Origin of the sequence: Prochlorococcus marinus str. MIT 9312 (genome assembly GCF_000012645.1) — a bacterium.
In the GTDB taxonomy this organism is placed as follows: domain Bacteria; phylum Cyanobacteriota; class Cyanobacteriia; order PCC-6307; family Cyanobiaceae; genus Prochlorococcus_A; species Prochlorococcus_A marinus_L.
This window is the reverse complement of record NC_007577.1, coordinates 1,500,269-1,527,223: the sequence shown is the minus strand read 5'-3', so window position 1 is coordinate 1,527,223 and position 26,955 is coordinate 1,500,269. Positions and strand designations below refer to the sequence as shown.

General features: G+C 33.5%; 27 protein-coding genes and 1 tRNA gene. 19 read left to right on the top strand and 9 right to left on the bottom strand.

Annotated elements, in window-relative coordinates:
• Nucleotides 1-39: 39 nt before the first annotated feature.
• The 7 genes from PMT9312_RS08385 to prfA all read left to right on the top strand — a co-directional run bounded on the left by PMT9312_RS08385 (nt 40) and on the right by prfA (nt 4,550).
• Nucleotides 40-975, top strand: coding sequence for a DNA-directed RNA polymerase subunit alpha (locus PMT9312_RS08385; protein ID WP_011377170.1), 936 nt, complete (start codon nt 40-42; stop codon nt 973-975).
• A 15-nt stretch (nt 976-990) separates the two neighbouring features.
• Nucleotides 991-1,341: a 50S ribosomal protein L17 gene (gene rplQ, locus PMT9312_RS08380; protein ID WP_011377169.1), complete on the top strand. Its 351-nt coding sequence runs from the start codon at nt 991-993 to the stop codon at nt 1,339-1,341.
• Nucleotides 1,342-1,379: 38 nt separating this feature from the next.
• Entirely contained in the window at nt 1,380-2,186 is an 807-nt protein-coding gene (gene truA / locus PMT9312_RS08375) for a tRNA pseudouridine(38-40) synthase TruA (protein WP_011377168.1), read from the top strand.
• A gap of 115 nt (nt 2,187-2,301) precedes the next feature.
• Nucleotides 2,302-2,733: a 50S ribosomal protein L13 gene (rplM, locus tag PMT9312_RS08370; protein WP_011377167.1), complete on the top strand. Its 432-nt coding sequence runs from the start codon at nt 2,302-2,304 to the stop codon at nt 2,731-2,733.
• 9 nt (nt 2,734-2,742) lie between these two features.
• Nucleotides 2,743-3,153 carry a 30S ribosomal protein S9 gene (gene rpsI / locus PMT9312_RS08365; protein WP_011377166.1) on the top strand — a complete coding sequence of 137 codons (411 nt, stop codon included), beginning with the start codon at nt 2,743-2,745 and terminating at the stop codon, nt 3,151-3,153.
• A gap of 13 nt (nt 3,154-3,166) precedes the next feature.
• The gene (rpmE, locus tag PMT9312_RS08360; protein ID WP_011377165.1) at nt 3,167-3,427 is read left to right on the top strand and encodes a 50S ribosomal protein L31; all 261 of its coding nucleotides are present in this window, start codon (nt 3,167-3,169) and stop codon (nt 3,425-3,427) included.
• Between the two features lie 28 nt (nt 3,428-3,455).
• Entirely contained in the window at nt 3,456-4,550 is a 1,095-nt protein-coding gene (prfA, locus tag PMT9312_RS08355) for a peptide chain release factor 1 (RefSeq protein ID WP_011377164.1), read from the top strand.
• Between the two features lie 12 nt (nt 4,551-4,562).
• Here the strand turns inward: prfA and PMT9312_RS08350 are convergent, their stop codons facing one another.
• Nucleotides 4,563-5,120, bottom strand: coding sequence for an HNH endonuclease (locus tag PMT9312_RS08350; protein WP_011377163.1), 558 nt, complete (start codon nt 5,118-5,120; stop codon nt 4,563-4,565).
• Nucleotides 5,121-5,137: 17 nt separating this feature from the next.
• On the opposite strand from PMT9312_RS08350, the gene alr reads away from it, so the two are divergent.
• The 3 genes from alr (at nt 5,138) to PMT9312_RS08335 (ending at nt 7,083) form a co-directional block, all read left to right on the top strand.
• Nucleotides 5,138-6,337, top strand: coding sequence for an alanine racemase (gene alr / locus PMT9312_RS08345; RefSeq protein WP_011377162.1), 1,200 nt, complete (start codon nt 5,138-5,140; stop codon nt 6,335-6,337).
• A gap of 61 nt (nt 6,338-6,398) precedes the next feature.
• Nucleotides 6,399-6,487 (top strand) — tRNA-Ser (locus PMT9312_RS08340).
• Between the two features lie 284 nt (nt 6,488-6,771).
• Nucleotides 6,772-7,083, top strand: a complete 312-nt coding sequence (locus tag PMT9312_RS08335; protein ID WP_011377161.1) for a hypothetical protein — start codon at nt 6,772-6,774, stop codon at nt 7,081-7,083.
• A 171-nt stretch (nt 7,084-7,254) separates the two neighbouring features.
• Here the strand turns inward: PMT9312_RS08335 and PMT9312_RS08330 are convergent, their stop codons facing one another.
• Complete coding sequence (locus tag PMT9312_RS08330) at nt 7,255-8,043, bottom strand: TIGR01548 family HAD-type hydrolase (RefSeq protein WP_011377160.1); 789 nt, start codon at nt 8,041-8,043, stop codon at nt 7,255-7,257.
• A gap of 92 nt (nt 8,044-8,135) precedes the next feature.
• Complete coding sequence (gene cobJ, locus PMT9312_RS08325) at nt 8,136-9,956, bottom strand: precorrin-3B C(17)-methyltransferase (protein WP_011377159.1); 1,821 nt, start codon at nt 9,954-9,956, stop codon at nt 8,136-8,138.
• A gap of 334 nt (nt 9,957-10,290) precedes the next feature.
• Between cobJ and psaA the strand changes: the two genes are divergently transcribed.
• The 3 genes from psaA (at nt 10,291) to PMT9312_RS08310 (ending at nt 15,929) form a co-directional block, all read left to right on the top strand.
• Nucleotides 10,291-12,594 (top strand): photosystem I core protein PsaA, encoded by a 2,304-nt coding sequence (psaA, locus tag PMT9312_RS08320; protein ID WP_011377158.1) that lies wholly within the window; start codon nt 10,291-10,293, stop codon nt 12,592-12,594.
• A gap of 27 nt (nt 12,595-12,621) precedes the next feature.
• Nucleotides 12,622-14,850, top strand: coding sequence for a photosystem I core protein PsaB (psaB, locus tag PMT9312_RS08315; RefSeq protein ID WP_011377157.1), 2,229 nt, complete (start codon nt 12,622-12,624; stop codon nt 14,848-14,850).
• Nucleotides 14,851-14,954: 104 nt separating this feature from the next.
• Nucleotides 14,955-15,929, top strand: a complete 975-nt coding sequence (locus PMT9312_RS08310) for a glycosyltransferase family 2 protein (protein WP_011377156.1) — start codon at nt 14,955-14,957, stop codon at nt 15,927-15,929.
• Here the strand turns inward: PMT9312_RS08310 and PMT9312_RS08305 are convergent.
• On the bottom strand, nt 15,922-16,305 hold the full coding sequence (locus PMT9312_RS08305; protein ID WP_011377155.1) for a hypothetical protein: 384 nt from the start codon (nt 16,303-16,305) through the stop codon (nt 15,922-15,924). The genes PMT9312_RS08310 and PMT9312_RS08305 overlap by 8 nt on opposite strands.
• Nucleotides 16,306-16,397: 92 nt before the next feature.
• Here PMT9312_RS08305 and PMT9312_RS09520 point away from each other — a divergent pair, with 92 nt between their 5' ends.
• Together PMT9312_RS09520 and PMT9312_RS08300 are read left to right on the top strand one after the other, a co-directional pair.
• The gene (locus tag PMT9312_RS09520; RefSeq protein ID WP_011377154.1) at nt 16,398-16,511 is read left to right on the top strand and encodes a photosystem I reaction center subunit VIII; all 114 of its coding nucleotides are present in this window, start codon (nt 16,398-16,400) and stop codon (nt 16,509-16,511) included.
• 30 nt (nt 16,512-16,541) lie between these two features.
• Nucleotides 16,542-17,132, top strand: coding sequence for a photosystem I reaction center protein subunit XI (locus tag PMT9312_RS08300; protein WP_011377153.1), 591 nt, complete (start codon nt 16,542-16,544; stop codon nt 17,130-17,132).
• A gap of 48 nt (nt 17,133-17,180) precedes the next feature.
• Here PMT9312_RS08300 and PMT9312_RS08295 read toward each other — a convergent pair whose 3' ends face one another.
• Nucleotides 17,181-17,939: a C40 family peptidase gene (locus PMT9312_RS08295; protein ID WP_011377152.1), complete on the bottom strand. Its 759-nt coding sequence runs from the start codon at nt 17,937-17,939 to the stop codon at nt 17,181-17,183.
• A 3-nt stretch (nt 17,940-17,942) separates the two neighbouring features.
• Between PMT9312_RS08295 and PMT9312_RS08290 the strand changes: the two genes are divergently transcribed.
• Entirely contained in the window at nt 17,943-18,851 is a 909-nt protein-coding gene (locus tag PMT9312_RS08290; RefSeq protein WP_011377151.1) for a serine hydrolase, read from the top strand.
• Here the strand turns inward: PMT9312_RS08290 and PMT9312_RS08285 are convergent.
• Nucleotides 18,848-19,060, bottom strand: a complete 213-nt coding sequence (locus tag PMT9312_RS08285; RefSeq protein WP_011377150.1) for a hypothetical protein — start codon at nt 19,058-19,060, stop codon at nt 18,848-18,850. The genes PMT9312_RS08290 and PMT9312_RS08285 overlap by 4 nt on opposite strands.
• 1 nt (nt 19,061) lies before the next feature.
• The gene (locus PMT9312_RS08280; protein WP_193741866.1) at nt 19,062-19,685 is read right to left on the bottom strand and encodes a recombinase family protein; all 624 of its coding nucleotides are present in this window, start codon (nt 19,683-19,685) and stop codon (nt 19,062-19,064) included.
• A 344-nt stretch (nt 19,686-20,029) separates the two neighbouring features.
• Between PMT9312_RS08280 and lipA the strand changes: the two genes are divergently transcribed.
• The gene (lipA, locus tag PMT9312_RS08275) at nt 20,030-20,923 is read left to right on the top strand and encodes a lipoyl synthase (RefSeq protein ID WP_011377148.1); all 894 of its coding nucleotides are present in this window, start codon (nt 20,030-20,032) and stop codon (nt 20,921-20,923) included.
• Between the two features lie 7 nt (nt 20,924-20,930).
• On the opposite strand, the gene PMT9312_RS08270 is transcribed toward lipA, so the two are convergent.
• Together PMT9312_RS08270 and gltB are read right to left on the bottom strand one after the other, a co-directional pair.
• Nucleotides 20,931-21,224: a YciI family protein gene (locus PMT9312_RS08270; protein WP_011377147.1), complete on the bottom strand. Its 294-nt coding sequence runs from the start codon at nt 21,222-21,224 to the stop codon at nt 20,931-20,933.
• 7 nt (nt 21,225-21,231) lie between these two features.
• On the bottom strand, nt 21,232-25,800 hold the full coding sequence (gltB, locus tag PMT9312_RS08265; RefSeq protein ID WP_036924686.1) for a glutamate synthase large subunit: 4,569 nt from the start codon (nt 25,798-25,800) through the stop codon (nt 21,232-21,234).
• Nucleotides 25,801-25,994: 194 nt separating this feature from the next.
• Between gltB and rpsL the strand changes: the two genes are divergently transcribed.
• Both rpsL and rpsG read left to right on the top strand, forming a co-directional pair.
• Nucleotides 25,995-26,369: a 30S ribosomal protein S12 gene (rpsL, locus tag PMT9312_RS08260; RefSeq protein WP_011377145.1), complete on the top strand. Its 375-nt coding sequence runs from the start codon at nt 25,995-25,997 to the stop codon at nt 26,367-26,369.
• Nucleotides 26,370-26,394: 25 nt separating this feature from the next.
• Complete coding sequence (gene rpsG, locus PMT9312_RS08255) at nt 26,395-26,865, top strand: 30S ribosomal protein S7 (RefSeq protein ID WP_011377144.1); 471 nt, start codon at nt 26,395-26,397, stop codon at nt 26,863-26,865.
• Nucleotides 26,866-26,955: the final 90 nt, after the last annotated feature.

Here is a 26,955-nt window from a genome sequence, read left to right as displayed (position 1 = left end):
CCCCCCCCAAAAAAACTTTTAACCTTATTTTTTTCCGTTTTGCAATACCAGATTGAAAGAATCGATCATCAAATAGCAGATGATCGCTCCCAAACAGGAACTTTTTTAATTGGCCCTTTAGAAAGGGGACAAGCTACAACTTTGGGTAATTCTCTTAGAAGAGTCCTTATGGGAGGACTTGAAGGGAGTGCAGTTACTGCAGTAAGAATAGCAGGAATAAATCACGAATATGCCACTATCCCTGGAGTTAGAGAAGACGTTTTAGACATTCTTCTCAATTGTAAGCAATTATCAATTAATAGTTCTAATCCAGAGCTTGAAATTGGCAGGTTAGTAGCAAGCGGTCCCTTGGATGTGAAGGCGAACGATATTCAATTTTCCTCTCAAGTTGAAATTGTTGATGGCGAAAAACCGATTGCGACTATTCAAGAGGGTCATAACCTAGAGTTGGAAATCCATGTTGAAAGAGGTGTTGGATATAGACCTGTTGATCGTAAGAATCAGGAGACAACTGCTATTGATTTACTTCAAATAGATGCTGTATTTATGCCAGTAAAGAGAGTTAATTTTTCAATTGATGAAACTGCTGTAGCAGAGGGTGGAACAGGTAGAGAAAGATTAAAAATGGAAGTAGTAACAGATGGCTCAACAAGCCCTGATGATGCTATCGCTGAAGCTGCAAACCAGTTAATAGAACTCTTTCAACCTCTTGCGACTGTTACAATGGTTGAGGAAATTCCTGAAGAACCGGAACCATCTCCTGAAGCTCAAATTCCTCTTGAGGAACTAAACTTGTCCGTTAGAGCATATAATTGTTTAAAAAGAGCTCAAGTTAACTCAGTTTCGGACTTAATGGGTTTTAGTTATGAAGATCTTCTTGAAATTAAGAACTTTGGCTCAAAATCTGCGGATGAGGTTATTGAAGCTCTTGAGCGTATAGGAATTTCTATTCCACAAAGCAGAACCTCTGTTTAACAATTTTTAAAAATTATGAGACACCAACTTAGAATTCCATTACTGAGTAAACCTGCTGATCAGAGGAAAGCACTTTTAAGAGGTTTGACTACCCAACTAATTAGGGAAGGTAGAGTAACTACAACAAAAGCTAGGGCAAAAGCATTAAGAAACGAAGCAGAGAGGATGATTTCTCTAGCTAAAGATGGAAGTTTAGCCTCTAGGAGAAGGGCTATAGGATATATTTATGATAAGAAATTAGTTCATTCATTATTTGAAAAAGCACAGGAAAGATATGGAGATAGAAAAGGTGGTTATACACGCATAGTTAGAACAGTCTCTAGAAAAGGTGATAACGCTCAGATGGCTATAATTGAGCTTGTTTAAATTGGTTTATAAAGGTTCCTTTTATTAGAAAAAAACTTTTGAAAAGGATAGCTTTATTAGTCCAATATGATGGATCTAATTACTCAGGTTGGCAAAGACAAAAAAATGCAACTACAGTTCAGGAAACTCTAGAGAGAGCTCTTTTTAAGATTACCCATCAAGTCGTAAAGACTTTTGCCGCAGGTAGAACTGATGCGGGTGTTCATGCATCAGGGCAAGTAGTACACTTCAACATTGATTGTGTTATTCCAGCAAATAGTTATTCTGATATCTTAAATGGTTTGTTACCCTCAGCAATTAGAATCTTAGAATCAGTTGAGGTTAAAGATAGTTGGCATTCATGCTATTCAGCAATGTATAGACATTATCGATACGTCATTAATAACAGTAAATTCCCTAATTTGTTCATAAATAATTGGTCATGGCATAGATACCAAAAAATATTAGATGAAGTTTTAATGTCAAATGCATCAAAGCTAATGGAAGGAGAGCATGATTTTTTTGCTTTCCAGAAAAGTGGAAGTCAAAGGAAAAACTCTATTACAAAAATAAAAAATGTAGAAATTAAAAGAGTAGAGGATTTAATTTTAGTTGATATTAAAGCTACTGGTTTTCTATATGGAATGGTCCGTTTAATTGTTGGTCAATTAGTGTTAGTTGGAGAGAAAAAAATATCGCCAGAAATTTTTACAGATATATGGGTAAACCAAAAAAAAAATGATGTTAAAGAATCTGCTCCAGCTAAGGGTTTATGTTTTGTAAATGCTGTTTATGAAGAAAATGTTTTTAAAAAGATCAATAACAATGATTTTTTCCCAGTGTTTTTAATTAAGGGTTTTTCTTAAGTAAAGTTGATCAAAGCGAATTATTTGTGTAAATCATCCAAATTTGTTGTTTAAAATTCCTTCAATAAGGTAGAATTTAGAACTAACTTTAAATTTATTTGCATAGATTTGGTAAATGAATAAAACAATTACTCCGTCTTTAGAAACCATAGAAAGAAATTGGTTTTTAGTCGACGCAAAAGATAAGACACTTGGAAGACTTGCTACAGAAATTGCAACTGTATTAAGAGGTAAGAATAAACCAACATTTACTCCTCATCTTGATACTGGAGATTTTGTCATTGTTGTAAATGCAGAAAAAATCGAGGTATCAGGCAAAAAAGCATCACAAAAGTTGTATAGAAGACATTCTGGTAGACCAGGAGGAATGAAAACAGAAAAATTTGAGTCTCTCCAAGAGAGGATTCCTGAAAGAATCATCGAGCAAGCTGTCAAGGGCATGCTGCCTCATAACTCGTTAGGAAGACAGCAATTTAAAAAACTAAAAGTTTATAAAGGTGCTGATCATCCTCATGCTGCCCAGAATCCTGTATTATTAAATAGTTAATTTATAAAAATGAATAGTCAAATAAAAAACAAAGCTGTTTATTGGGGAACTGGAAGAAGAAAAACTTCAGTAGCTAGAGTTCGCTTGATCCCGGGGAATGGACAAATTAAAATTAATGGTCGTTCTGGAGATGATTATTTAAACTTCAATCCTCTGCACTTAAATTCAATTAAAGCACCTTTGCAAACGTTAGGCCTTGAAAATTCATATGATATCCTCGTAAATGTTTTTGGTGGGGGATTGACAGGCCAAGCTGACGCTATCAAGCAAGGAGCAGCAAGAGCACTTTGCGAATTATCTCCCGACAACAGAAAACCGCTAAAAACAGAAGGTCATCTTAGTCGAGATCCTAGAGCTAAGGAAAGAAGAAAATATGGTCTTAAAAAAGCAAGAAAAGCTCCACAATTCTCCAAACGTTAAAGAAATTTTAATTATGCCAAAATCAGAAATCCACCCAAAATGGTATCCAGATGCAAAAGTTATTTGTAATGGAGAAGTTGTAATGACTACGGGTTCAACGCAACCTGAACTACATGTCGACGTATGGAGTGGTAATCATCCTTTCTTTACTGGAACTCAGAAAATTCTTGATACAGAAGGTAGAGTTGATAGGTTTATGAAAAAATATGGAATGGGTTCAGCTAATTCAGCTACATCAAAAGAGCAAAAAGAAGAAAAAGATTCTAATAAATAGAATTTTCAAAAATTAAGCATAATTTCAATTGGAATACTCAACACTAATTGCAAGGTTGAAAACTGCTTCAGAAAGTTTTGAAAATTTGGAAGTGCAGCTTGCAGATCCTGATATAGCTAATGATCCTAAAAAATTAGAATCAATAGCAAGAGAAAGGTCAAAGTTGGAACCTTTGGTGATTGATTTTAATAAGTTGCTTGATACCGATAAAGAAATTGAAGATTCAAAAAATCTACTGAAAGAGAATCGAAATGATAAAGAGATGGAATCTTTAATAAATGAAGAGTTAATTAACCTTGAGGAATGTAAGAATCAACTTATTCAAAAAACTACAATCGCCTTATTACCTAAAGATCCAAGAGATGAGAGAAGTGTAATGTTAGAGATCAGAGCTGGTGCTGGAGGTAGCGAAGCTTGTATATGGGCGGGTGATTTAGCAAGAATGTATGAGAGATACGGACAAAAAATCGGATGGTCTGTAAAACCTGTTAGTGCTTCCGAGTCAGATATGGGAGGATTTAAGGAGCTAGTTATCTCAGTTAAAGGAGATTCTGTATATAGTCAACTTAAATTCGAGGCTGGCGTACATAGAGTTCAAAGAGTTCCAGCTACTGAGTCTCAAGGTAGAGTTCATACCTCTACAGCTACAGTTGCTGTCATGCCTGAAGCAGATCCTGTTGAGGTTAAGATTGATCCTACCGATTTAGAGGTTGGCACAGCAAGATCAGGAGGTGCAGGGGGCCAAAATGTGAATAAGGTTGAGACTGCTATTGATCTTCTCCATAAGCCCACAGGAATAAGAGTTTTTTGTACTCAAGAGAGATCACAATTGCAAAATCGTGAGCGAGCAATGGAAATTTTAAGAGCTAAATTGTATGAAATTCAATTAAAAGAAGCTAATGCAAAAGAGAGATCACAAAGGCTTTCACAGGTTGGAACTGGTGATAGGAGTGAAAAAATTAGAACTTATAATTTTAAAGATAACAGAACAACTGATCATAGATTAGGTTCCAATTTTTCGCTAGAACCAATTCTCGCTGGTCAGTTGGATGAAGTGATTGATGCATGTATAGCGCAAGAGCAAAAGAGAATGATGGAAGATTTTAATAACGATGTGAATTAAGATTTTATTTTCTTAGATTGCAACCCCTATTACATATTTACTCCATTCTTTATGTCTGCCAGAGTCAATTTGTCTTGTAGCCTCAAAATTGAGATTACTTAGTGGACGGTATGGCTTTCGTTTTAAAGGTATATTTGCCTCTTCTGGGGTGCGGTTACCTTTTTGTACATTACATCTAAGACAAGCTGTAGTAACATTTTCCCAGTTATCAGTTCCACCTCTGCTTCTCGGTAAAACATGATCTATTGATAAATCACTACCTCTGTAGTTACAGTATTGACAGGCATTATTATCTCTTAGAAGAATATTTTTTCTTGTTAAAGAAACCTCCCTAAAAGGTACCTTAACGTAGTAACGAAGTCTTATAACTGTAGGTAATTTTCTGCCGCAATGTATTGAATAAGATTTATCTTCCTCTAAGCTTTCTGCTTTACCTTTGATCATTAAAATAACAGCTCTTCGCCAAGAAGTGATATTTAAAGGTTCATAGGATGCATTTAAAACTAGAGTCTGGCCCATGCCAAAATAGAATTTACATGTCATGCTAACTGTATATTTCAATAAGCGCATATAAATGTGCAAAGTTAATGCAAATTCGGCAAAAAAATCATGGATTTAATTCTGACAAATATCCAACTTTTGAAAAAGATATAGATCCAAAACAAAGAGCATGGATTGAAGTTAAAGGTAAAGCAATAGAGTCAAATGTAAGGCAGTTAAGATCAAAATTAAGTAAAAGTTGTCAATTTATGGCAGTTGTTAAAGCAGATGGATATGGACATGATGCAAAAGTAGTATCTGAATATGCTATTAAAGGTGGAGCTTCGCAATTAGGAGTTGCCACTTTAAAAGAAGGGATTATGCTTCGTTCTTCTGGAGTTAAAAAACCAATTCTTATTCTGGGAAATCTATATGCCAAAAGGGATTTAATAATATCTTTTAAAAATGATCTTATGCCAACTATTAGTAGTATAAGAGAGTGTTTAATTTGCAATAATATTGGGAAGCACTTTGGGTCGAAATTTTCTTTACATCTTAAAGTTGATACTGGAATGTCAAGATTAGGGTTTGAATCTAATAAATTTGTTCAGCAATTTGAAAAAATAAAATCTTTTGAAAACATTTCAGTAGAAGGAATATATAGTCATTTATCATCTGCAGATGAAGATAACTCATTAGATCCCAAAAGTAGTACACAAATACAAAGACTAAAGTTTCAGGAATTATTACAGCAAATTAACGTTGATAGAAATCACAATATCAAGATTCATTTGGCAAATTCTGCGGGCATGCTTATTAATAAAGACTTTCATTTTCATATGGTACGTGTTGGGCTTTCTATGTATGGATATAGTCCTCTCGCAAAAATAGATAGAAATTTATCTCTTAAACCAGCTTTATTTTTGAAGGTCAAAGTAGCTTTTATAAGAATTATTGATCAAGGGGTAAAAGTAAGTTACGGAGGAAAATTTGTAAGTGGTAGAAAAACTAAGTTAGCTGTATTAAGCATTGGTTATGCAGATGGAGTCCCAAGAAATCTTTCAGGCAAGATAAACGTTATTCATAATAATGAACTTTATCCCCAAGTTGGATCTATAACTATGGATCAAATGATGGTGGACATAACAGGTTCAGATGAAATTAAAATTGGTAGTACTATGTTATTACTAGGATCTGACGGAGACAAAACAATTTCTCCTTTTGATTGGGCAAATCAATCTAACACTATTCCATGGGAAATTCTTTGTTCCTTTAAAAATAGATTGCCGAGAGTTCAAGTTGATTAGACATTTCGATTAAATAAAAAATTTTGAATGTTTGCAAAAAAATTGATAATGTATAAGAACTGGAGAGGTGGCTGAGTGGTTGAAAGCGGCTCCCTGCTAAGGAGTTACAGGAGGTAACTTTTGTCGAGGGTTCGAATCCCTCCCTCTCCGTATTTTATTAGTGTCAGATAACGTCAGAAAGGGTCAAAATAATTGCAGTTAAAAGAATTAGAGCAACTTATGAGTTATTTTTTATAGGTTAGATTTTTAATCCAACCCCAAATTTGTTGTCGGAAAAAAAATTGCATAAAAAACCCCACTACAGACGCAGTAGTCGGTTGTCCAGATTGAATTGCAAAAGTTCGATATGTAGATTTTCAAAAAAGATCTCACACATTTGAAGTACAAATTGCTATGCGTTATAAAAGAATGGATAACTTAAGTGATCATCTACTATGTCATTGTTAAATAAATTCTCGATTAACGAGATCTTACTCTCAAGCAAAGAGGCATATCAAAAGGAACTCAATAACAAAGGTGTGGGTTCCCAAATAGGAAAGTCATTATTTAATAAATTCTCGATTAACGAGATCTTACTCTCAAGCAAAGATGCATATCAAAAGGAACTCAATAACAAAGGTGTGGTTTCACAAATAGGAAAGTCATTATTTAATAAATTCTCGATTAACGAGATCTTACTCTCAAGCAAAGAGGCATATCAAAAGGAACTCAATAACAAAGGTGTGGGTTCACAAATAGGAAAGTAGTTAGATTTCCTCCTTAAAGAATGGCTTAAGTGCTTTCGGAAATTTTGTCGGAAAAATGTTATTTTCTCTATCTTCTATTATGACTATTCTTGCCATACCTAGACATAGAGTTGCTCGCATAATCCCTCCTTCTCCGAAATGAATTGAGAAATATTGATTAGTTAATACCTTTTAAAACAAGTCTAGATTAATATTTTTAAGGTCATTAATAGAATTTAAAATCAAGTCAGCTCCTGCACTTTGTAAATTTTTTTCGTATGAATTACGTTCTTTTAATCGAGACTTTAAATGTAAATGAGGGGGGGCTATTCCAATACTTACGAATTTCTGAGATGGTATTTCCTTTCTAGCGTTTATAACTGTATTTATATCCGCAATAGTATCTCCTACATAAGCAATGGGAATATTTGATTCTCCAAGCTTATCTCCAAGAAGCTTTTTTGATAAGTTAATAAAACCTTTAGGATCAGGCTTGTCTGGGGCATCTCCCATAGATATTAATGGAGGTGATTTCAGCCCAAGTCTTTTTTCTAAAACAAATTTTGCAGAAGCATGCTCTGCACCACTCACAAAACCCCACATTATTCCATTACTTTGTATTAATTCAAAAAACTTTTTATCAACTAATAACTTCTCATTTGTTATGAATCCAGACCAATATTTACTATCTTCATTTGGATCTCCTCCAAAGTAAAACTCTCCAAAACATTTAACTATTTCCTCTCTGGAGGGTATTTTAAGGTTTAAGTTCTCTTTTTTTATACATCTTTTTATAAGTTCTAAACTTAAATCCCAGTCATTATTCCATATCCCTTCATTTTTTGCATTATCAATATCTATATAACTTGGCTCCCATCCGGAAAATTTGTAAACTGTTTTTTTTAGTGAAAGTCTGTAACTATTCTCTACGCTGCGTATTACACCATCTATGTCAAATAAAATTAAACCAATATTTTTCAATTAATTTTCTTAATCCTTATTTATAAAAGATTAGTATTCTTATTAAAAAAAAGCAAAGAAAAACGTTCTATTATTAATTTATGAATCAAAATTTATTTTTGTAAATATCCTCTTGGAGTAAGAAATATTTCATCTACTAAAGTGGTTTGAGAATTACCAATAATAATTATTGATAACATATCGATTTCTTCAAAGGGAATGGTGTTTAAAGTAAAAAATTTTCTAGATTGATTTTCTCTTCCTACTTGTCTAGCTATTAAAATGGGAGTTTCACTTTGCCTAAATTTTATACATAGATCAATTGCACTTTTTAGCTGCCAATTTCTTTCAATTGATTGAGGATTAAATAAAGCTATTACGAAGTCACCTAGAAGAGCTCCCTCAATTCTTTTTTCTATTAAAGACCAGGGCGTTAACTTATCACTTAAGCTTATTGAACAAAAGTCATTCATTAGTGGAGCTCCACTAAGCGCAGCGGCTAATTGAACACTACTGATCCCAGGGTGTACTTCAAAGTAAGGTCTATATTCTTTTTTGATTTTTAGAAGTAATTCTAAAAGTAAACCAGCCATGCCATAAAATCCAGATTCCCCTGACGAAATTAAAGCCACTTTTATTCCTTCCTCGGCTAGTTTAATTGCTGTGCTGCATCTTTCTTTTTCCTCAGTAAGTTTACTTTCAATTGAAACCTGGTCACTCCTTTTCAATGGTTTAATTAAATCTAAATACATTTTGTATCCAATCCAAACACTACATCTTGAGAGTGCTTTTCTTGCGTTATTGGTTAAAAAGGAAAGATCGCCAGGCCCACTTCCAATAATATGTATTTCGCCATTTTTTGGATAATATTGATTTTTTGATTCAGCTATAGCAATAGTAACTGCGCCAGATTTACTTTTTGGAAGATCTTTATCTTTAAAAATTATTTTTTCTTTTAATAAATTTGATTCTTCTCCTGCTGCGAGTAAGCATGAAGCTTCTGCTACAGAAGATGTGCCAATTTCCTTTTGAACTACACTTGATGGATTTGGAACAATTATTTTTGAAAGATCTTCTTTAGTAAAAAACTTGATAGGCAAGTTATTTTCTTCAGCGAGTTCTAAAATCCCTTGCTCATCTTTTTTAATATCAATAGTTGCAAATCCCGCAATTGAATGCTGAGATAAATTTTCTAACTCCAAAATTTTATTTAAAGAATTTGCTATTAGTTCTTTGCTAGTATTTCGCTCACAACCAATGCCAATCCATAATACGCGCGGATGCCAAGTTGTAACATGCGTTTCGAATATACTCACATGAAATGTTGAATCTGGTTTTTCAGTTTCCTTTTGATGAAGTTTATTAATCAACTCTCCTGATTCTGAAGTTTTCCATAAACTGTTACCAGATAATTGTTTGCAAAATATTTCTTTGTTCTTAGCTTGATTTATTACTAGTTTTGACCAGTTCTGTATTTTGCCAGATCTTTTCCAACCCCATTGATTCCCAAATGAATCAAGATTTAAAAAGCTTTGATCATTTGAATTATTAGTCTCTATTATTTGGCCACCAAATAAATTAGAAATTTGAAATGCGATGTTTTGGGTATTTGACTGATGTAAACCAATTAAAGGCACTATCTTGGAACATTTGTTATCTATTGCTATCACGCCTGGATCTTTATCTTTAGAGGTTAAAAAAGGACTTATTACACGTATCGATGCACCAATTGATCCTATAAAAATTATTAAATCTAGTTCTGGCCATTTTTTAAGTAAAATTTCCTTAGGCTTATGTATTTTTACAAGATCATCTTCTATATCATCATTTTTTAAAGAGCTTGCTATATATATCTCTTCAACAAATTCAGTTTTTTGAAGTCTTTTTAAAATTGCTTTTGAATTACTAGATAGACCTATTGCGATTCCTTTCAAATCAAAAAATTTTATTTGTTATAAGGAAATTATATACTTTCAATGCATTTCAAAAAAATCGTGTGAAATATAAAACAAATATAAAGAAATCCTTACAAAACTTGGGTAAAAATACTCTTAATTTAGTCATAGACAAAAAATTAACAAAATATTCATATAGTAACAATCATTAGAACATTTGTTACGTTAATGCATAACGAAAGATCTTTGACTTATTATTTTTGAAACGAATATCTAAAGTTCCGAATGATTTCGTTTTCTTGAACATTATTATTAAAAATAAGTCCAAGATTTGATCAATCGGCTTTAATGTCAATTATTTTCGAGGTGCTAGATGACCATCAGCCCACCAGAAAGTGGAGAAAAAAACAAGAAAGTTTTGGAAGATCCTGTTAAGGCCGATCCAAGACCTATTGATTTTGCCAAATTAGATAAGCCAGGTTTCTGGTCTACTAAATTATCCAAGGGTCCAAAAACTACAACTTGGATCTGGAATTTGCATGCAGATGCACATGATTTTGATGTGCATACAGGCGATGCTGAAGAAGCAACAAGAAAAATCTTCTCAGCTCACTTTGGACATCTTGCAATCATTTTTATATGGATGAGTGCTGCTTTTTTCCATGGAGCAAGATTTTCAAATTACACAGGTTGGTTAGCTGATCCAACTAATGTTAAACCAGGAGCTCAGCAAGTTTGGGCTGTTGTCGGCCAAGAGATGCTAAACGGTAATCTTGGTGCGGACTACAACGGTATTCAAATAAGCTCTGGAATTTTTCATATGTGGAGAGCTTGGGGTATTACTAACGAAAGTGAGTTAATGGCTTTGGCTATTGGTGCAGTAATAATGGCTGCTCTTATGCTTCATGGAGGTATATACCATTATCATAAAGCTGCTCCAAAATTGGAATGGTTCCAAAATATTGAGTCAATGCTTAATCACCATATTGCAGGTTTGGTTGGGCTTGGATCACTAGCTTGGGCTGGACATTGTATTCATATTGGAGCGCCAACAGCTGCACTTCTTGATGCAATTGACGCTGGATCACCTTTAGTTATTAATGGTCAAAAGATCGCAACAATTGCGGATATGCCAATGCCTCATCAGCTTTGCGATCCCCAAATAATTGGTCAGATCTTTCCTGGTCTAGCTAGTGGAGTTGGTAATTTCTTTAGTCTTAATTGGTTCGCTTTCTCAGATTTCTTAACTTTTAAAGGTGGTTTGAATCCTGTCACTGGAAGTTTATGGATGACTGATATTGCACATCATCATTTAGCTTTTGGTGTAATTGCCATAATTGGAGGTCATTTATATAGAACTAATTATGGAATTGGTTCAAGTATGAAAGAGATTTTAGAAGCTCATCAAGGAGATCCAATATTATTCCCAGCACCAAAAGGTCATCAAGGTCTTTTCGAGTTCATGGCTGAAAGCAGACACGCTCAACTATCTGTAAACCTCGCATGTCTAGGATCTCTTAGCATCCTGATTTCTCATCATATGTATGCGATGCCTCCATATCCTTACATAGCGACTGATTATATGACTGTTCTTGGTTTATTTACACATCATATGTGGATAGGAGCTTTATTTATAGTTGGGGCTGGAGCTCATGCTGGTATAGCCATGGTTAGAGACTATGATCCAGCAAAACATATTGATAACGTTTTAGATAGGATTTTAAAAGCTAGAGATGCCTTAATAAGTCATCTTAACTGGGTTTGTATGTGGTTAGGTTTTCATAGTTTTGGACTTTATATTCATAACGACACTATGAGAGCTTTAGGTAGACCTCAGGACATGTTTAGTGATAATGCAATTCAGCTTCAACCAATATTTGCGCAATGGGTTCAAAGTATTCAAGCTTCTGCAGTAGGCACTTCAATTTTAGCTGGTACTCCGGAGGGATTACCTCAAAAAGCTTTAAGTGAAGTCTTTAACGGAAGTTTAGTTGAAGTAGGTGGAAAGGTAGCCATATCTCCAATTCAACTTGGAACTGCTGATTTGATGATCCATCATATTCATGCTTTCCAAATACATGTAACCGTTTTAATACTCCTTAAAGGAGTACTTTACGCAAGAAGTTCAAGACTAATTCCAGATAAAGCTTCTCTTGGATTTAGATTCCCTTGTGATGGTCCAGGAAGAGGTGGTACTTGTCAGGTTTCATCATGGGATCATGTCTTCTTAGCTCTTTTCTGGATGTATAACTGCATATCAATAGTTATATTCCACTTTTCTTGGAAAATGCAAAGTGATGTGTGGGGACTTACAGGAGGAAACTTCTCTCAAAGTGCTATCACCATTAATGGTTGGCTAAGAGATTTCCTATGGGCTCAATCATCTCAAGTACTAACAAGTTACGGTGAAGCTATTAGTATGTATGGATTGATGTTCTTAGGAGCTCACTTCATATGGGCGTTTAGTTTGATGTTCTTATTCAGTGGAAGAGGCTATTGGCAAGAATTATTTGAATCAATAGTATGGGCTCATAACAAGCTTAAAGTTGCCCCAACAATACAACCAAGAGCACTTTCAATTACTCAAGGTAGAGCCGTTGGTGTAGCTCACTTCCTTCTCGGAGGTATAGCAACTACTTGGGCTTTCTTCCATGCTCGCCTTTTCGGGCTGGGCTAATTACCTGAACTTCACCTTTTTAATTCAATGGCAACAAAATTTCCATCATTTAACCAGGGTCTAGCTCAGGACCCGACAACCCGCCGAATATGGTACGGAATAGCAACCGCTCATGACTTTGAGAGTCATGATGGAATGACTGAAGAAAAGCTTTATCAGAAGCTTTTCTCTACCCATTTTGGTCATCTAGCAATTATCGCCCTTTGGGTAGCTGGTAACCTATTCCATGTAGCTTGGCAGGGTAACTTTGAGCAATTTGTACTTGATCCAACTCATGTCCGTCCAATTGCCCATGCAATTTGGGATCCTCATTTTGGAGAAGGCATAACAGAAGCAATGACTCAAGCTGGAGCTAATGGTCCAGTTAACATAGCTTACTCAGGCCTTTACCATTGGTGGTACACAATCGGTATGAGAACTAACGAGCAACTTTTTCAGGCTTCAATCTTTATGAGCATTTTAGCTTGTTGGGTTTTATTTGCTGGTTGGTTACATTTACAGCCTAAATTCAGACCTACACTAGCTTGGTTTAAAAATGCTGAGGCACAGTTAAATCATCATTTATCTGTCTTATTTGGTTTCAGTAGTATTGCTTGGACAGGACATTTGGTTCATGTAGCAATTCCAGAATCTAGAGGTCAGCATGTTGGTTGGGACAATTGGTTAACAGTTCTTCCTCATCCTGCAGGATTAGCTCCTTTCTTTACTCTAAATTGGGGTGCTTATGCACAAAATCCTGATTCTTTAGATCAAGTATTCGGAACTGCAGAGGGTGCTGGAACAGCAATCTTTACGTTCTTAGGAGGACTACATCCTCAAAGTGAAGCTTTATGGCTTACTGATATTGCACATCATCATATTGCAATTGGTTGTGTTTTTGTAATTGCTGGCCATATGTATAGAAATACTTTTGGCATAGGACACAGCCTCAAAGAAATTACTGAAGCTCATAACACTAGACATCCAAATGACCCTCATAAAGGTAGTTTCGGAATTAGTCATGATGGAATTTATGAGACGGTTAACAACTCTCTACACTTTCAATTAGGTTTAGCTTTAGCATCTCTTGGTGTTGCTACTTCTCTAGTTGCTCAACATATGGGAGCTCTTCCTTCTTATGCTTTTATTGCTAGAGATTACACTACACAGTCAGCTCTATATACTCACCATCAATACATAGCTATGTTCTTAATGGTGGGAGCTTTTGCTCATGGGGCTATTTTCTTTGTACGTGATTATGATCCAGAAGTAAACAAAGATAATGTTTTAGCTAGAGTCTTAGGAACCAAAGAAGCACTAATAAGTCACTTAAGTTGGGTAACAATGTTACTGGGATTCCATACTCTTGGAATTTATGTTCATAACGATGTAGTAGTAGCTTTTGGAAATCCAGAAAAACAAATTCTAATTGAACCTGTATTTGCTCAGTTTGTTCAAGCTGCCCAAGGGAAAATGATGTATGGCTTCGATGCTTTATTATCTGATCCTACGAGTTCTGCAACTATAGCAGCAAACTCTATGCCAGGAAATCACTATTGGATGGATCTAATTAATAGACAAGATGCTCTAAGCTCTTTCTTGCCTATTGGACCAGCAGATTTCTTAGTTCATCATGCTATAGCGCTAGGACTTCATACAACAGCACTAATCCTTATTAAAGGAGCATTAGATGCTAGAGGTACAAAATTAATTCCTGATAAAAAGGATTTAGGTTATGCTTTCCCTTGCGATGGACCAGGTCGTGGAGGAACTTGTGATAGTTCTTCATGGGATGCTATGTACCTTGCAATGTTCTGGGCATTAAATCTTATTGCATGGGTAACTTTCTACTGGCACTGGAAGCACCTAACAATTTGGCAAGGTAATATGGCTCAATTTAATGAATCAGGTACCTACTTAATGGGTTGGTTTAGAGATTATCTATGGCTCAATTCATCACAGTTAATTAATGGATATAATCCATTTGGTGTTAACTCCTTATCTCCTTGGGCTTGGATGTTCCTATTTGGTCATTTAGTTTGGGCTACTGGATTTATGTTCCTGATTTCATGGCGTGGTTATTGGCAAGAATTAATAGAAACATTAGTTTGGGCACATCAGCGCACACCAATAGCTAACCTTGTAGGCTGGAGAGATAAGCCAGTTGCACTTTCAATTGTTCAAGCTAGATTAGTTGGTTTGGCACATTTCACGATAGGAAACATCCTTACATTTGGAGCCTTTGTGATTGCATCAACATCAGGTAAGTTCGGTTAAAGTCTTCTTAAATAATACAAATCACCACGAATGTGGTGATTTTTTTTGTTTAATTTTATTCTTCTAAATTAAGTTAAAATTATAGGATTATTATCTAAATAAATATGTCAAATATAAACCAATTAATATCAATTATTATTCCTGTTTTCAATGAAAGTGAAAGTATTGGTTTTTTATTAGATGAAGTTATAAGTGTAATGGCATCACATAAATTTGATTTTGAATTGATTGTTGTAAATGATGGGTCTAAAGACAATACTCATCGAGTATTAAAACACTTAACTCACAAAATTCAGGAATTGTCAGTAATTTCTCTTCGTAAAAATTATGGACAAACTGCAGCAATGTCAGCTGGCTTTGATCACTCAAAAGGTAACATTGTAATTACATTGGATGGTGACTTACAGAATGACCCTAATGATATACCTAAATTAATTTCAGAAATTAATAATGGCTATGATTTGATATGTGGTTGGAGGTTTGATAGAAAAGATAAATTAATTAATAGGAAGATACCATCAAAAATAGCAAATCAATTAATAGCTCAAGTAACAGGTTTGAAGTTGCATGATTATGGATGTTCATTAAAAGCTTTTAAAAAAGAAATAATTGATGATATTAAACTATATGGAGAACTGCACAGGTTTCTTCCAGTTTTAGCAAATATTGAAGGTGCAAAAATTAAGGAAATCAAGGTCAATCATAGAAGTCGTAAATATGGATCAAGTAAATATGGGATTGATAGAACTTTTAGGGTGTTAATGGATTTACTAACTGTTTGGTTTATGACTAAATTTTTAACAAGACCTATGTATGGATTTGGTTTTATTGGAATAATTAGTATTCTGATTAGTCTCTCAATGAGTTCTTATTTGTTAATTATAAAAATATTGGGAGAAGATATTGGGAATCGTCCGATGCTTATGTTTGCATTAATATTAGGAATTGCAGGGGTTCAATTATTTAGCTTTGGATTATTAAGTGAGCTTTTAATTCGGACTTATCATGAGAGTCAAAACAGACCAATTTATAGAGTTAGAGAAATTGATGAAAGCAAGAAGAATGAAACTTTTACTTAAAGTTTCTAATTAAGTAAGCTGACTTTTCAACTATCTCTGGAGATGTATCTTTTAAACCTCTTCTAAGAATAGGCAATATTGATTTATCAGCTAATTTCTCTGCAATTTTTAAAGCTTTTAATTTATCTTCTTTATGGCTTTGAAAAAGTTTAAACATTTTATTTCTTAGAGCCTTTTTATCAAATTCTGAGTATATGGTATCTTCATGCTTGTAAGAAACACTATTCTTTTTAGATATATTTTTATTATTATTATTTATAAGTTTATTTGAAGATAAGTTTTTTAAATTTATTGCATTTTTAAACTGTCTTTTTTTAAAAATTAATAGTAAAAATACAATAAAAATAATGAGTAATATTGCGAAAAAATTTAACATGTAAAAAGTTAATAATTTTTATATCATCCAGTAATAAAATTAACACTATTTATCAGATAAATACTAAAGTGTTTAAAGATGTTAAACGAATTATGTCATCTGAATTTTCAAATCTTCTGCCTTCGGTCTTTGTCCCCATGATTGGCTTGGTAGCACCTGCTGTTTTTATTGTTTTAATAGGCAGATTCATAACGGCTACTGAATAAAAATTAATTATCACATTATCCTTTTTTAAAATGAGCGATTCACAAACACCATTAGGAGCCAATCCTAAATTTCCCGAAAAATATATAGATCAAAGTGTCCTGCCTACAGATATTGGTATCGCAGAACAATGGGCTGTTAAAACTGTTGCTGATCCGTTTGTTGGGAATTTGGCTACCCCAGTTAATAGTGGTTATTTTACCAAAGTTTTTATAAATAATTTACCTTTTTATAGAGAAGGCATTTCTCCAAATTTTAGAGGTTTAGAAACTGGAGCGGCTTTAGGTTATCTCTTATATGGTCCATTTACTATGACTGGTCCTTTAAGAAATTCTGATTTCGCATTAACCGCAGGATTACTTGCTGCTATTGGCGCGGTTCATATTTTGACAGCACTTTTAGTTCTTTATAACGCCCCAGGTAAAGCACCTAATGTGCAACCTCCTGATGCTACTGTTAATAATCCTCCTGCAGATTTATTTACTAGAGCAGGGTGGGCTGACTTTACAAGTGGATTTTGGCTAGGCGGTTGCGGTGGTGCAGTTTTTGCATGGCTTCTTGTTGGAACACTGCATTTGAACAACATAATGCAACTAATTCAGAATATTTGGACTACTGGTTAATTTTAAAATTTAAAGAAGGTCTTATATTTTAATTTAATTAAAAGACTGCTATCTAATACTTCTATCCCACCTATAATTTCTTACGACTCTTCCGGCTGAGATTAGTTTGGATTTATAATGCAATGAAATTGGGTCATTAGTCTCTTTGAAACTATCTAATCCTATTCCATTTCTTCCAAACTCCTTTCCAGAGCTATGGTAATATAACCCATCTCCTTTGTAGATTCCTATATGGTCACATTTTTCTTTATTTCCAAAAAACAAAAGATCTCCTGGTTGAAGAGCTGCATAAGATTCTTTGAAATAAAAAAGGTGTTTACAAAAACTTTTTATTTGAAAAGAGTCTCTAGGAATATGAATATGATGTATGAAGAAAGCAGTCTGAATTAATCCGGAACAATCAAAATTGGGTCCTAATGTACCTCCCCAAAGATATTCATTCGTTAACTCAGATTGTTTTTGTATCCATTTTATAATTAAGGGAACTTTATCTTTTATAAAGAAGTGTTCATTTTTAAAATTCTCAGTTTTTCTTAATTCGCTTTTCTCAATAATCAATTCATCCAAATTTATCCAACAGACGTAACCATCTTCATATAGTTGAACTAAAATCCTTGAAAATTTATGGGTACGTTGATGAATATTTGGGTAAAGTAGTCTAAAAATTCTATTTTTACAAATTTCTGTCACTAACTTATTTTCTTTTTCATTTTGATATCCAGAAATATTAACTTTTAATTTCCACCAAATAGTCTTTGAAAAATTTGTTTGTTTAAATAGTGAGATAGGGTCTTTATAATTTTCCATAAAATGTCCTTCTACTATGTAAGTAAAGAGATGGGTCTAGCCTTAAATGATATTTTAGGGAGGGTATGCTCTTATAATAAAGATTTTTTAAGAGAAGATATTGCCATAACTTGGATTAACTACAAAAGTGAAAATAAAAGCGTATTTAAAGGGTGTGGATCTGGTATAAATAATAAAAAAATGATATATCCTGCCAGTGTAGTCAAGTTGGTTTATGGTCTCGCTGCATATTATTGGATTGAAAAAGGAAGTTTATTATTATCAGATGAGATCATAGATGCCGTGAGGAAAATGTTGTCTTTCTCAAGTAATAATGCGACAAGCTTTTTAATTGATTTACTTACTGGTACCACAAGTGGACCATGCATTGAGGGTGAATTATGGGAAAATTGGAAATATCAAAGAAGTATAATTAATGATTGGCTGCATGATTTACATTGGGAGGAATTGATTGGTATAAATTGCTGTCAGAAGACCTGGGATGATGGACCATTTGGGCGTGAAAAAGAATTTTATGGATATGAAAATAAAAATAGGAATGCAATGACTACTGATTCAGTTGCAAGGGTTTTGGAGCAAATTATGATTCATATTGATTATCAGAAAAATGACTTAAATTTAAGAAGTTTTTTAAAAAGAAGTTTAAATAAAGTTGCTCTTAAAAACGATTCTTTGAATCAAATAGATGGTTTTTTAGGTGCAGGATTACCCGAAAGCATGAATCTTTGGAGTAAAGCAGGCTTAATGTCTGAAGTTAGACATGATTCTGCTTGGTGGATTAATAGTCAATCCCTACAAACTTTATTAGTCGTTTTTTGTAATGGAGAAAAATATTCCAAAGATACTTCCTTCCTTCCTTTAATAGCAAAAGAAGTATATGAATTTAATAAGAGATATGTTTTTGAGAACTAAAGTGAATCGTCTAAGATATTAGAATCTAATTTGTCAGTATAGGCTTCATAAGGTAGCATCATTACTTCTTCAAAATCTAAATCATTCATAATCCATTCTCTATATTCTGCTAACAAACTTTTTCTATCTTCATTATCTAATTCATAAATACGCAATGCTGTATCTTTGAAATTTTCTTTAATTAAGTTTTCAATTTCTTTATTCCTCATTTTAGTTTAATTCTCCTTCCAAAATTACTCTCCTAATTGTTGACAATGCAATTCCTGTTTGTGCTCTTATTGATCGATATGAATATCCTTCATTACGTAATCTGATTACTAGAGATTCTTTTAAAGGACTGATCTTTGGCCTTCCTCCTAGATTATTCCCGGATAATTTTCTACGTAATAGTTGTTCTTTTTTTCTTTCCCCTAAACTTTTGTCTTCTAAATTATCCAATTCATATAAAATCTTAAAAATTGAAGAATTTGTTTTAGAGGAATCATAATCCGCAAAAAATCCAGTCAGAGTTCGCAATTTAATATCCTGATTAATGAGTTTATTTATTGTCATCAAACATTCTTTTTTATTTTTAAATGCTCGATCAAGCTTAGTTATTATTAATTCATCTCCTTTAGATAAGCAATTTATAGCTTTATTTAGTTGGGGTTTGATTTCTTCATCTAAACTTACAAATTCAGAGAATACTTCACTGCAACCTTTTTCCTTTAAATTTTTTATTTGCTCCTCTAAATATTCAAATTCATTATGAATAGCTCTAGCATATCCTATAGCTTTATAGTTTTTATTTTTTTTAGATAGTAAAAGACGTTTTCTTTTGAATTTAAAAGTCAATGTTTTCTTACATATATTTTTTAGTGTATCAATAAATAAATAAAAAAACACTTTTTAGTACAAAAAATATTAATTATAGATCTAATCTAGTGATATAGGCTATGATAAAACTGTTTTGATATCTGTATTAAAAAGACTGTTCTAAATTCTGTTTTTATTTTAGTTAATGAAACGTGTATATTGTTTAACTAGTAACTTGAATTAGGATTTTCTAAAGTGTAGATGGATTAGTAGAATTAATTTTATTTTTTGACTTCTATTGAATAGGCTTCATCTTTGAAATTATTAATAGTTAATTTATCCTGTTTTTAGTAAAATAAAATTACAGGCAAGAACGAATTAATTTGACTAAAAATCCTAATAGTTTAAGTTCAAAACCTGATTGGTTAAGAGTAAAAGCTCCGCAAGTTCAGAGAATTGGGGATACTGCAAATTTGTTAAATGATTTAAATCTCAATACTGTATGTCAAGAAGCAAGCTGTCCAAATATTGGTGAATGTTTTGCTAGTGGAACTGCGACTTTTCTCATAATGGGTCCTGGCTGTACTAGGGCATGTCCATATTGTGATATTGATTTTGATAGATCTAAAAGGGAATTAGATCCAACAGAACCATATCGTCTAGCCGAAGCAGTTTATAGAATGAGGCTTAAACATGTTGTAATTACATCAGTTAATAGAGACGATCTTGAGGATGGTGGCGCATCTCAATTTTTTGAATGTGTTTATCAAGTAAGAAAAAAATCTCCTGAAACTACGATCGAGCTTTTAATTCCAGATTTTTGTGGCAACTGGAAAGCTCTTGAAAAAGTTCTTGATTCCAATCCAAACGTTTTAAACCACAATATAGAAACTGTGCCATCGCTATATAAAAAAGTAAGGCCTCAGGGTAAATATGAGAGAACTCTAGAGTTACTTAAAAGAACTAGAGATTATTCTCCTAAAGTTTATACAAAGTCTGGCTTTATGCTTGGTTTAGGGGAAAAAGATGAGGAGGTTTTGAATCTTCTTGAGGATTTAAGGAGTAATTACGTTGATATAGTTACTATTGGTCAATATTTATCTCCTGGCCCTAATCATTTACCTGTTCAAAGATTTGTGAGTCCTTCAAAATTTAATTATTTTAAAGTTTTTGGGGAAAAAGATTTGGACTTTATGCAAGTAGTTAGTTCTCCTCTAACTCGTAGCAGTTACCATGCAGAAGAGATTCAAAAACTTATGAAAAAGTATCCAAGATAGTCATTTTTCATTGATCTGAATCTACCCACTCATTTAATTTCCACTCAACTAGATTATTTGTAATCATTGGATCATTTTTGATTATTTTTAGTGCATTTTTATAATTATTCATCTCAAGAATGAGTAATCCGCCGTCACCAGGCCTCTTTAACTCATCAATCAAAAAACCACTTTTTATATTTATACCCTCTTTTTTTAATTGTTTTATCCAATTAATATGTTCGTTAATTATTGCTCTTTTTAAATCATTATTAATTAAATATTCTTTTTTTATGATTTCAGTTTTTACAAATAAAGGCATTTACATTTTATTTTATGCCAAGCATTTCTTCCTCGCTTGGGGGAACTATTAATTTGAATGCACTCTTGAAAAAAGACCAATTTTCTATTATTTTGGCAGCCTTTAAGCTATTTGTTTTTGCTAGATATTCTCTAATAATTTCCAATAAGATCTCTTCCTGCTTTGATGAAGTTATTTTATGAATACTAACTATTTCCTTATTAACTTTATTACTTAAATCATTATTCTCATCGAGTATAAAAGCTATTCCACCAGTCATGCCAGCACCAATATTTCTTCCTGCAGAACCTAGAATAATTACTTTACCACCAGTCATGTATTCACAACAATGATCACCTGCACCCTCTGTTACTGCTGTAGCGCCACTATTTCTTACTGCAAATCTTTCTCCCGATTTACCTAATGCAAATAATTTTCCTCCTGTTGCGCCATAAAGACAGGTGTTTCCTAAAATAACCTGCTCGGAGGAGCTTTTATCTATTTTCGGTGGAATTATAGTTAGTATTCCTCCATTCATTCCTTTGCATACATAATCATTAGCTTCTCCTATTAATTGGATATTCATTCCCTTCAATAAAAATGCCCCAAAGCTCTGTCCTGCGTATCCTTTGAAATTTAAGCTGAGTTCGCCATTGAAGCCAGTATTGCCATGAAGTTCTGCGATTTCGCCTGATATTTTCGCACAAACACTTCTATCTGTATTTTTTATCTTAATTTCTTTGGTTAATTTTTCGTGGTTTTTAATTGAATCTATGAATTCAGCATCCGACAAAAACTCGTCTTCTAACACAGATCCATTATTATGAGCATTTTTTGAATGTTTTAACCATGATCTATCATTGTTTGAGCATTCATTATTTACTAAAGAAGAAAGATCAATATTAGAAGTTTTTGGAAGACCTATATTTCTTGTAGAAAGAAATTCTTGATTACCAATAAGTTCTTCCATATTAGCAACACCGATGCTACTCATTATCTGTCTTACTTCTTCAGCAATATATAAGAAAAAATTAACAACATTTTCTGGAATACCTTTAAATCTTTTTCTTAATTCTTCTTTTTGAGTAGCTACTCCAACAGGACACTTGTTTGTATGACAAACACGTGCCATTATGCATCCTTCAGCAATCATTGCTACTGAACCAAATCCGTATTCTTCAGCACCTAGTAAAGCAGCAATAACAACATCCCAGCCTGTTTTAAGACCTCCATCAGTTCTCAATATTACTCTTTCTCGTAAGTTATTATCTAATAAAGATTTATGAACCTCAGCGACACCCAATTCCCATGGTAAACCTGCATGTTTAATAGAACTTAAAGGTGAAGCACCTGTACCTCCGTCATGTCCTGAAATTTGAATTACATCCGCATTTGCTTTGCTTACTCCGGCAGCAATAGTGCCTATTCCAATTTCAGAAACAAGCTTAACACTTACCTTTGCTTTTGGATGGACTTGGTGTAAGTCATGGATTAGTTGAGCTAAATCTTCAATTGAATAAATATCATGATGCGGTGGAGGAGATATTAGAGCTACTCCAGGTTTACTATTTCTTAGCTTTGCGATGTAAGAATCAACTTTTGGACCTGGTAATTGTCCTCCTTCTCCAGGTTTCGCTCCTTGAGCCATTTTAATTTCGAGTTGTTTACCACTTCTTAGATATTCAGGCGTAACCCCGAATCTACCTGATGCTATTTGTTTAATAGCTGAGCATGCGGTATCACCATTTCTTAGACCTTTTATAAATGGCAATGTCGCTGATTGAGTATTTGCATTAATGTCATTTAAAACATTAAATCGAGCTGGATCTTCTCCTCCTTCCCCACTATTACTTTTCCCACCAATTCTATTCATTGCAACTGCTAAAACTTCATGGGCTTCTCTTGATAATGCACCCAAACTCATTCCTCCAGTGCAAAACCTTTTGCAAATTGATTCAACAGTTTCAACTTTCTCTAATGGAATACTTTTTCTTTTAGAACTAATTGTTAATAAATCTCTTAAAGATGTGGTAGGCCTATTACTTATGAGTTGTTTGTAAGTTTCAAAATGATCGTAACCTGGGCCTTGTTTTACAGCCGAATGTAAAACTTTGGACATCTCTGGGTTATTGGAGTGATATTCACCATTATTTCTAAATTGTACAAATCCTAAAAATTCTAATTTTTTTAAATCGATCTCTGGGTAGGCTTTCGTATGTATCGAAAGTGTTTCATTAGTTAATTCTTTTAATGTTATTCCAGCAATTCGGCTTGTTGTACCATCAAAAGCAATTTTTATTATGTCAGAACCAAGGCCTACGGCTTCAAAAATTTGTGCACCATGGTAACTTGACAAAAGTGAGATACCTATTTTTGAAAGAATTTTTCTTAGACCATCTTCTAAAGCTTTTTTAATATTTTCTTGAACATCAATTATTGATAATGTATTTATTTTTTTGCTATCTATAAGTTTTTGAGTTTTTGGGTGTTTTAACCAGTGTCTTCCTGCTTCAAAAGTTAACCAAGGGCAAACTGCGCTTGCACCATAACCAATTAAACAAGCTAAGTGATGTGTACTCCAACATTGACCTGTCTCAACTATAAGAGAAGCTTTTAGTCTGATTTCTTTTTTAAGAAGATAATGATGAATTGATCCAACAGCAAGTAAAGGGGGAATAAAAGTCTTTTTAGGATTAATTCCTTTATCAGAAATAATTATTAAAGAGCAGCCTTCTTCGATAGAGAGCTCACTCTGTTTACAAATTGCTTTTAATTGGTTTTCTAAACCTTGAACACCTTCCTCTATATCAAACAAACTTGAAATTGTTTGAGATTTAATTTTTGAATTTTTTATTGATATTAGTTCTTCCTCATTGAGAATTGGACTTTTTAAATGAACAAAAGGTTTGGGATCTTTAATCTCAAAAGGTGTACATCTTTCACCAAGATGCATTTCTAAACTCATTACAAGTTTTTCTCTCAGAGGGTCAATAGGAGGATTGGTAACTTGCGCAAATCTTTGCTTGAAATAGTCATATAGAATATGTGGCTTTGATGAAAGCACTGCTAATGGGATGTCATCACCCATACAATAAGTAGGCTCTTTAGCTAATGAAGCCATTGAATCTAAGATAAGGTCATTATCTTCTGCTGAAAACCCGTATGCAGTTTGTTGTTGTAACAACTCAAGGTCTTTTAGTTTGCAGTCTTTCAACCATTCATGATTATCAATTTTTATTGTTCTTTTATTTAGGAGCTTTTTATAATGATGTCTTTGAGCCGCTTCGGATTTTACCTCCCAATTTCTTAGGATTCTATTTTGATGAAAATCAACTGCTAACATTTGTCCCGGTCCTAATCGACCTTTTTCTATTACTTTTTCCTCTTCAAGATCTACTACTCCTGTTTCAGAACCCATTATTACAAAACCATCATTTGTAATTGAATATCTTGCTGGTCTTAGACCATTTCTATCAAGTGTGGCCCCCACAAAATTCCCATCAGCAAATACAAGGAGAGCAGGACCATCCCAAGCTTCTTGTAGGCTCGCAGAATACTCATAAAATGCTTTAATTTCTTCTCTTTGTTCAAGTTCTGGTTGACCTCTAAATGCTTCAGGAACAAGTTTTAATAATGAGTCGGTAATTGGCTGACCTGAACGAATATTAATTTCAAGGGTTGCATCAAGATTGGAAGAATCGCTTTTATTTACATCCACAATGGGCTTGATTTCATTAGATAACTCTCCCCAAAAATCATCTATATGTTTTTCTGAAGCTTTAGCCCAGTTGATATTGCCTAAGAGAGTATTTATTTCACCGTTATGCCCTAAAAATCTCATAGGCTGAGCTAGCGGCCATTTTGGAAGTGTATTTGTACTAAACCTCCTATGATAAACAGAAAATGAGACCTTAAAACTATCTTCTTTTAGATCTTGATAAAACTCAGATAATATTTCAGAACGAACCATACCTTTATACACAACTGTTTGAGAACTTAGTGAAGCAAAATAAAATTCACAATCCCCAACATGATTTTTAAAAGTAACTCTTATTTTTTTTTCAATTCTTTTCCTTAACTGAAATAAAAGCCTCTCAATATCCTGGTTATCTTTTTTATCTATGTATAAAATCCACTGACTTATGAATGGAGCATTTGCTTTAGCTAAAGGACCTAAAATTTCATTATGAACAGGGACTGTTCTCCAAAATGTGTTCTTTACTTTTAATTTTTTTGCTTCTTCCTCACATATTGTTTTACATTCTTCAATTTTCTCTTTTTTGTTAGGCATAAAAACCATGCCTAAACCTCTAACAAAGTCTTTTTTATTTTGTAGATTCATTTTTTCTTCTAAGTATTTCCATGGAATTGAACATAAAATTCCTGCTCCATCTCCTGAGTCACTATCTCCACCACAACCTCCTCTATGTTCCATGCAGTTAAGACCCTTCAGGGATTGTTTAAGGATCCAGTTGCTTTCAATACCTTTGACATTTGCTATGAAACCAACTCCACACGAATCTTTCTCACCAATTATTCCATTTGGGGAATAACTATCTTGATATGGCTCAACGATTCTTTTAATACTCTCTCCCATAGATTATTTAATTCTATTTATTTATTTATGTATTTCCATTATAAAAATAAATATGAAAATAAATCTAGAGATAATTAATATTTACCAAAGAATTTTAAATTCACAAATTTTAAAAAAATATGATTAAAAACTTTTAGTTGGTGCACATAAAAGGTTATTATGATTAGATGTTTATTTTTTTCTAAATATAATAAATGCCCACCATCTCACAATTAATAGGTTCAGAAAGAAAACGTCTGACTAGGAAAACAAAATCTCCTGCATTAAAATCCTGCCCTGAGAGAAGAGGGGTATGTACAAGAGTTTATACATCAACACCTAAAAAACCTAATTCAGCTTTAAGAAAAGTTGCAAGGGTAAGATTAACTTCTGGTTTTGAAGTGACAGCTTATATCCCTGGAATTGGGCATAATTTGCAAGAACACTCTGTAGTACTACTTAGGGGTGGAAGAGTTAAGGACTTACCAGGAGTCAGATATCATATAATAAGAGGAACTTTAGATACGGCTGGAGTCAAAGATAGACGTCAATCCAGATCTAAGTATGGAGCAAAAGCTCCAAAAGATTAATTTGTAAACATCACTTTTAAAAAACATGTCACGTCGGAATGCAGCAGTAAAAAGACCAGTTCTACCTGATCCTCAATTTAATAGTCGTTTAGCTTCAATGATGATTTCTCGATTGATGAAACACGGTAAAAAATCTACAGCTCAAAGAATATTGTCTGATGCTTTTTCTTTAATAAGTGAGAGAACTGGAGGGGATGCAGTCGAATTATTTGAAACAGCGGTGAAAAATGCTACTCCCCTTGTTGAAGTAAGAGCTAGAAGAGTTGGTGGTGCAACTTACCAAGTGCCTATGGAAGTTCGCCAGGAAAGGGGCACAGCTATGGCATTAAGATGGCTTGTTACATTCTCTCGTGCACGAAATGGTAAAAGTATGTCCCAAAAACTAGCTGGTGAGTTGATGGATGCAGCGAATGAAACTGGTAGTTCAGTTAAAAAAAGAGAAGATACCCATAAAATGGCTGAAGCTAATAAAGCTTTTGCACATTACCGATATTAATTTCGTCAAAAAGGTACTGAAGTAGTTTATTATTATAAAAGTTTACTTTTAGGGTGAACTATACTTATCAAAAATTATTGTATTTGGAGC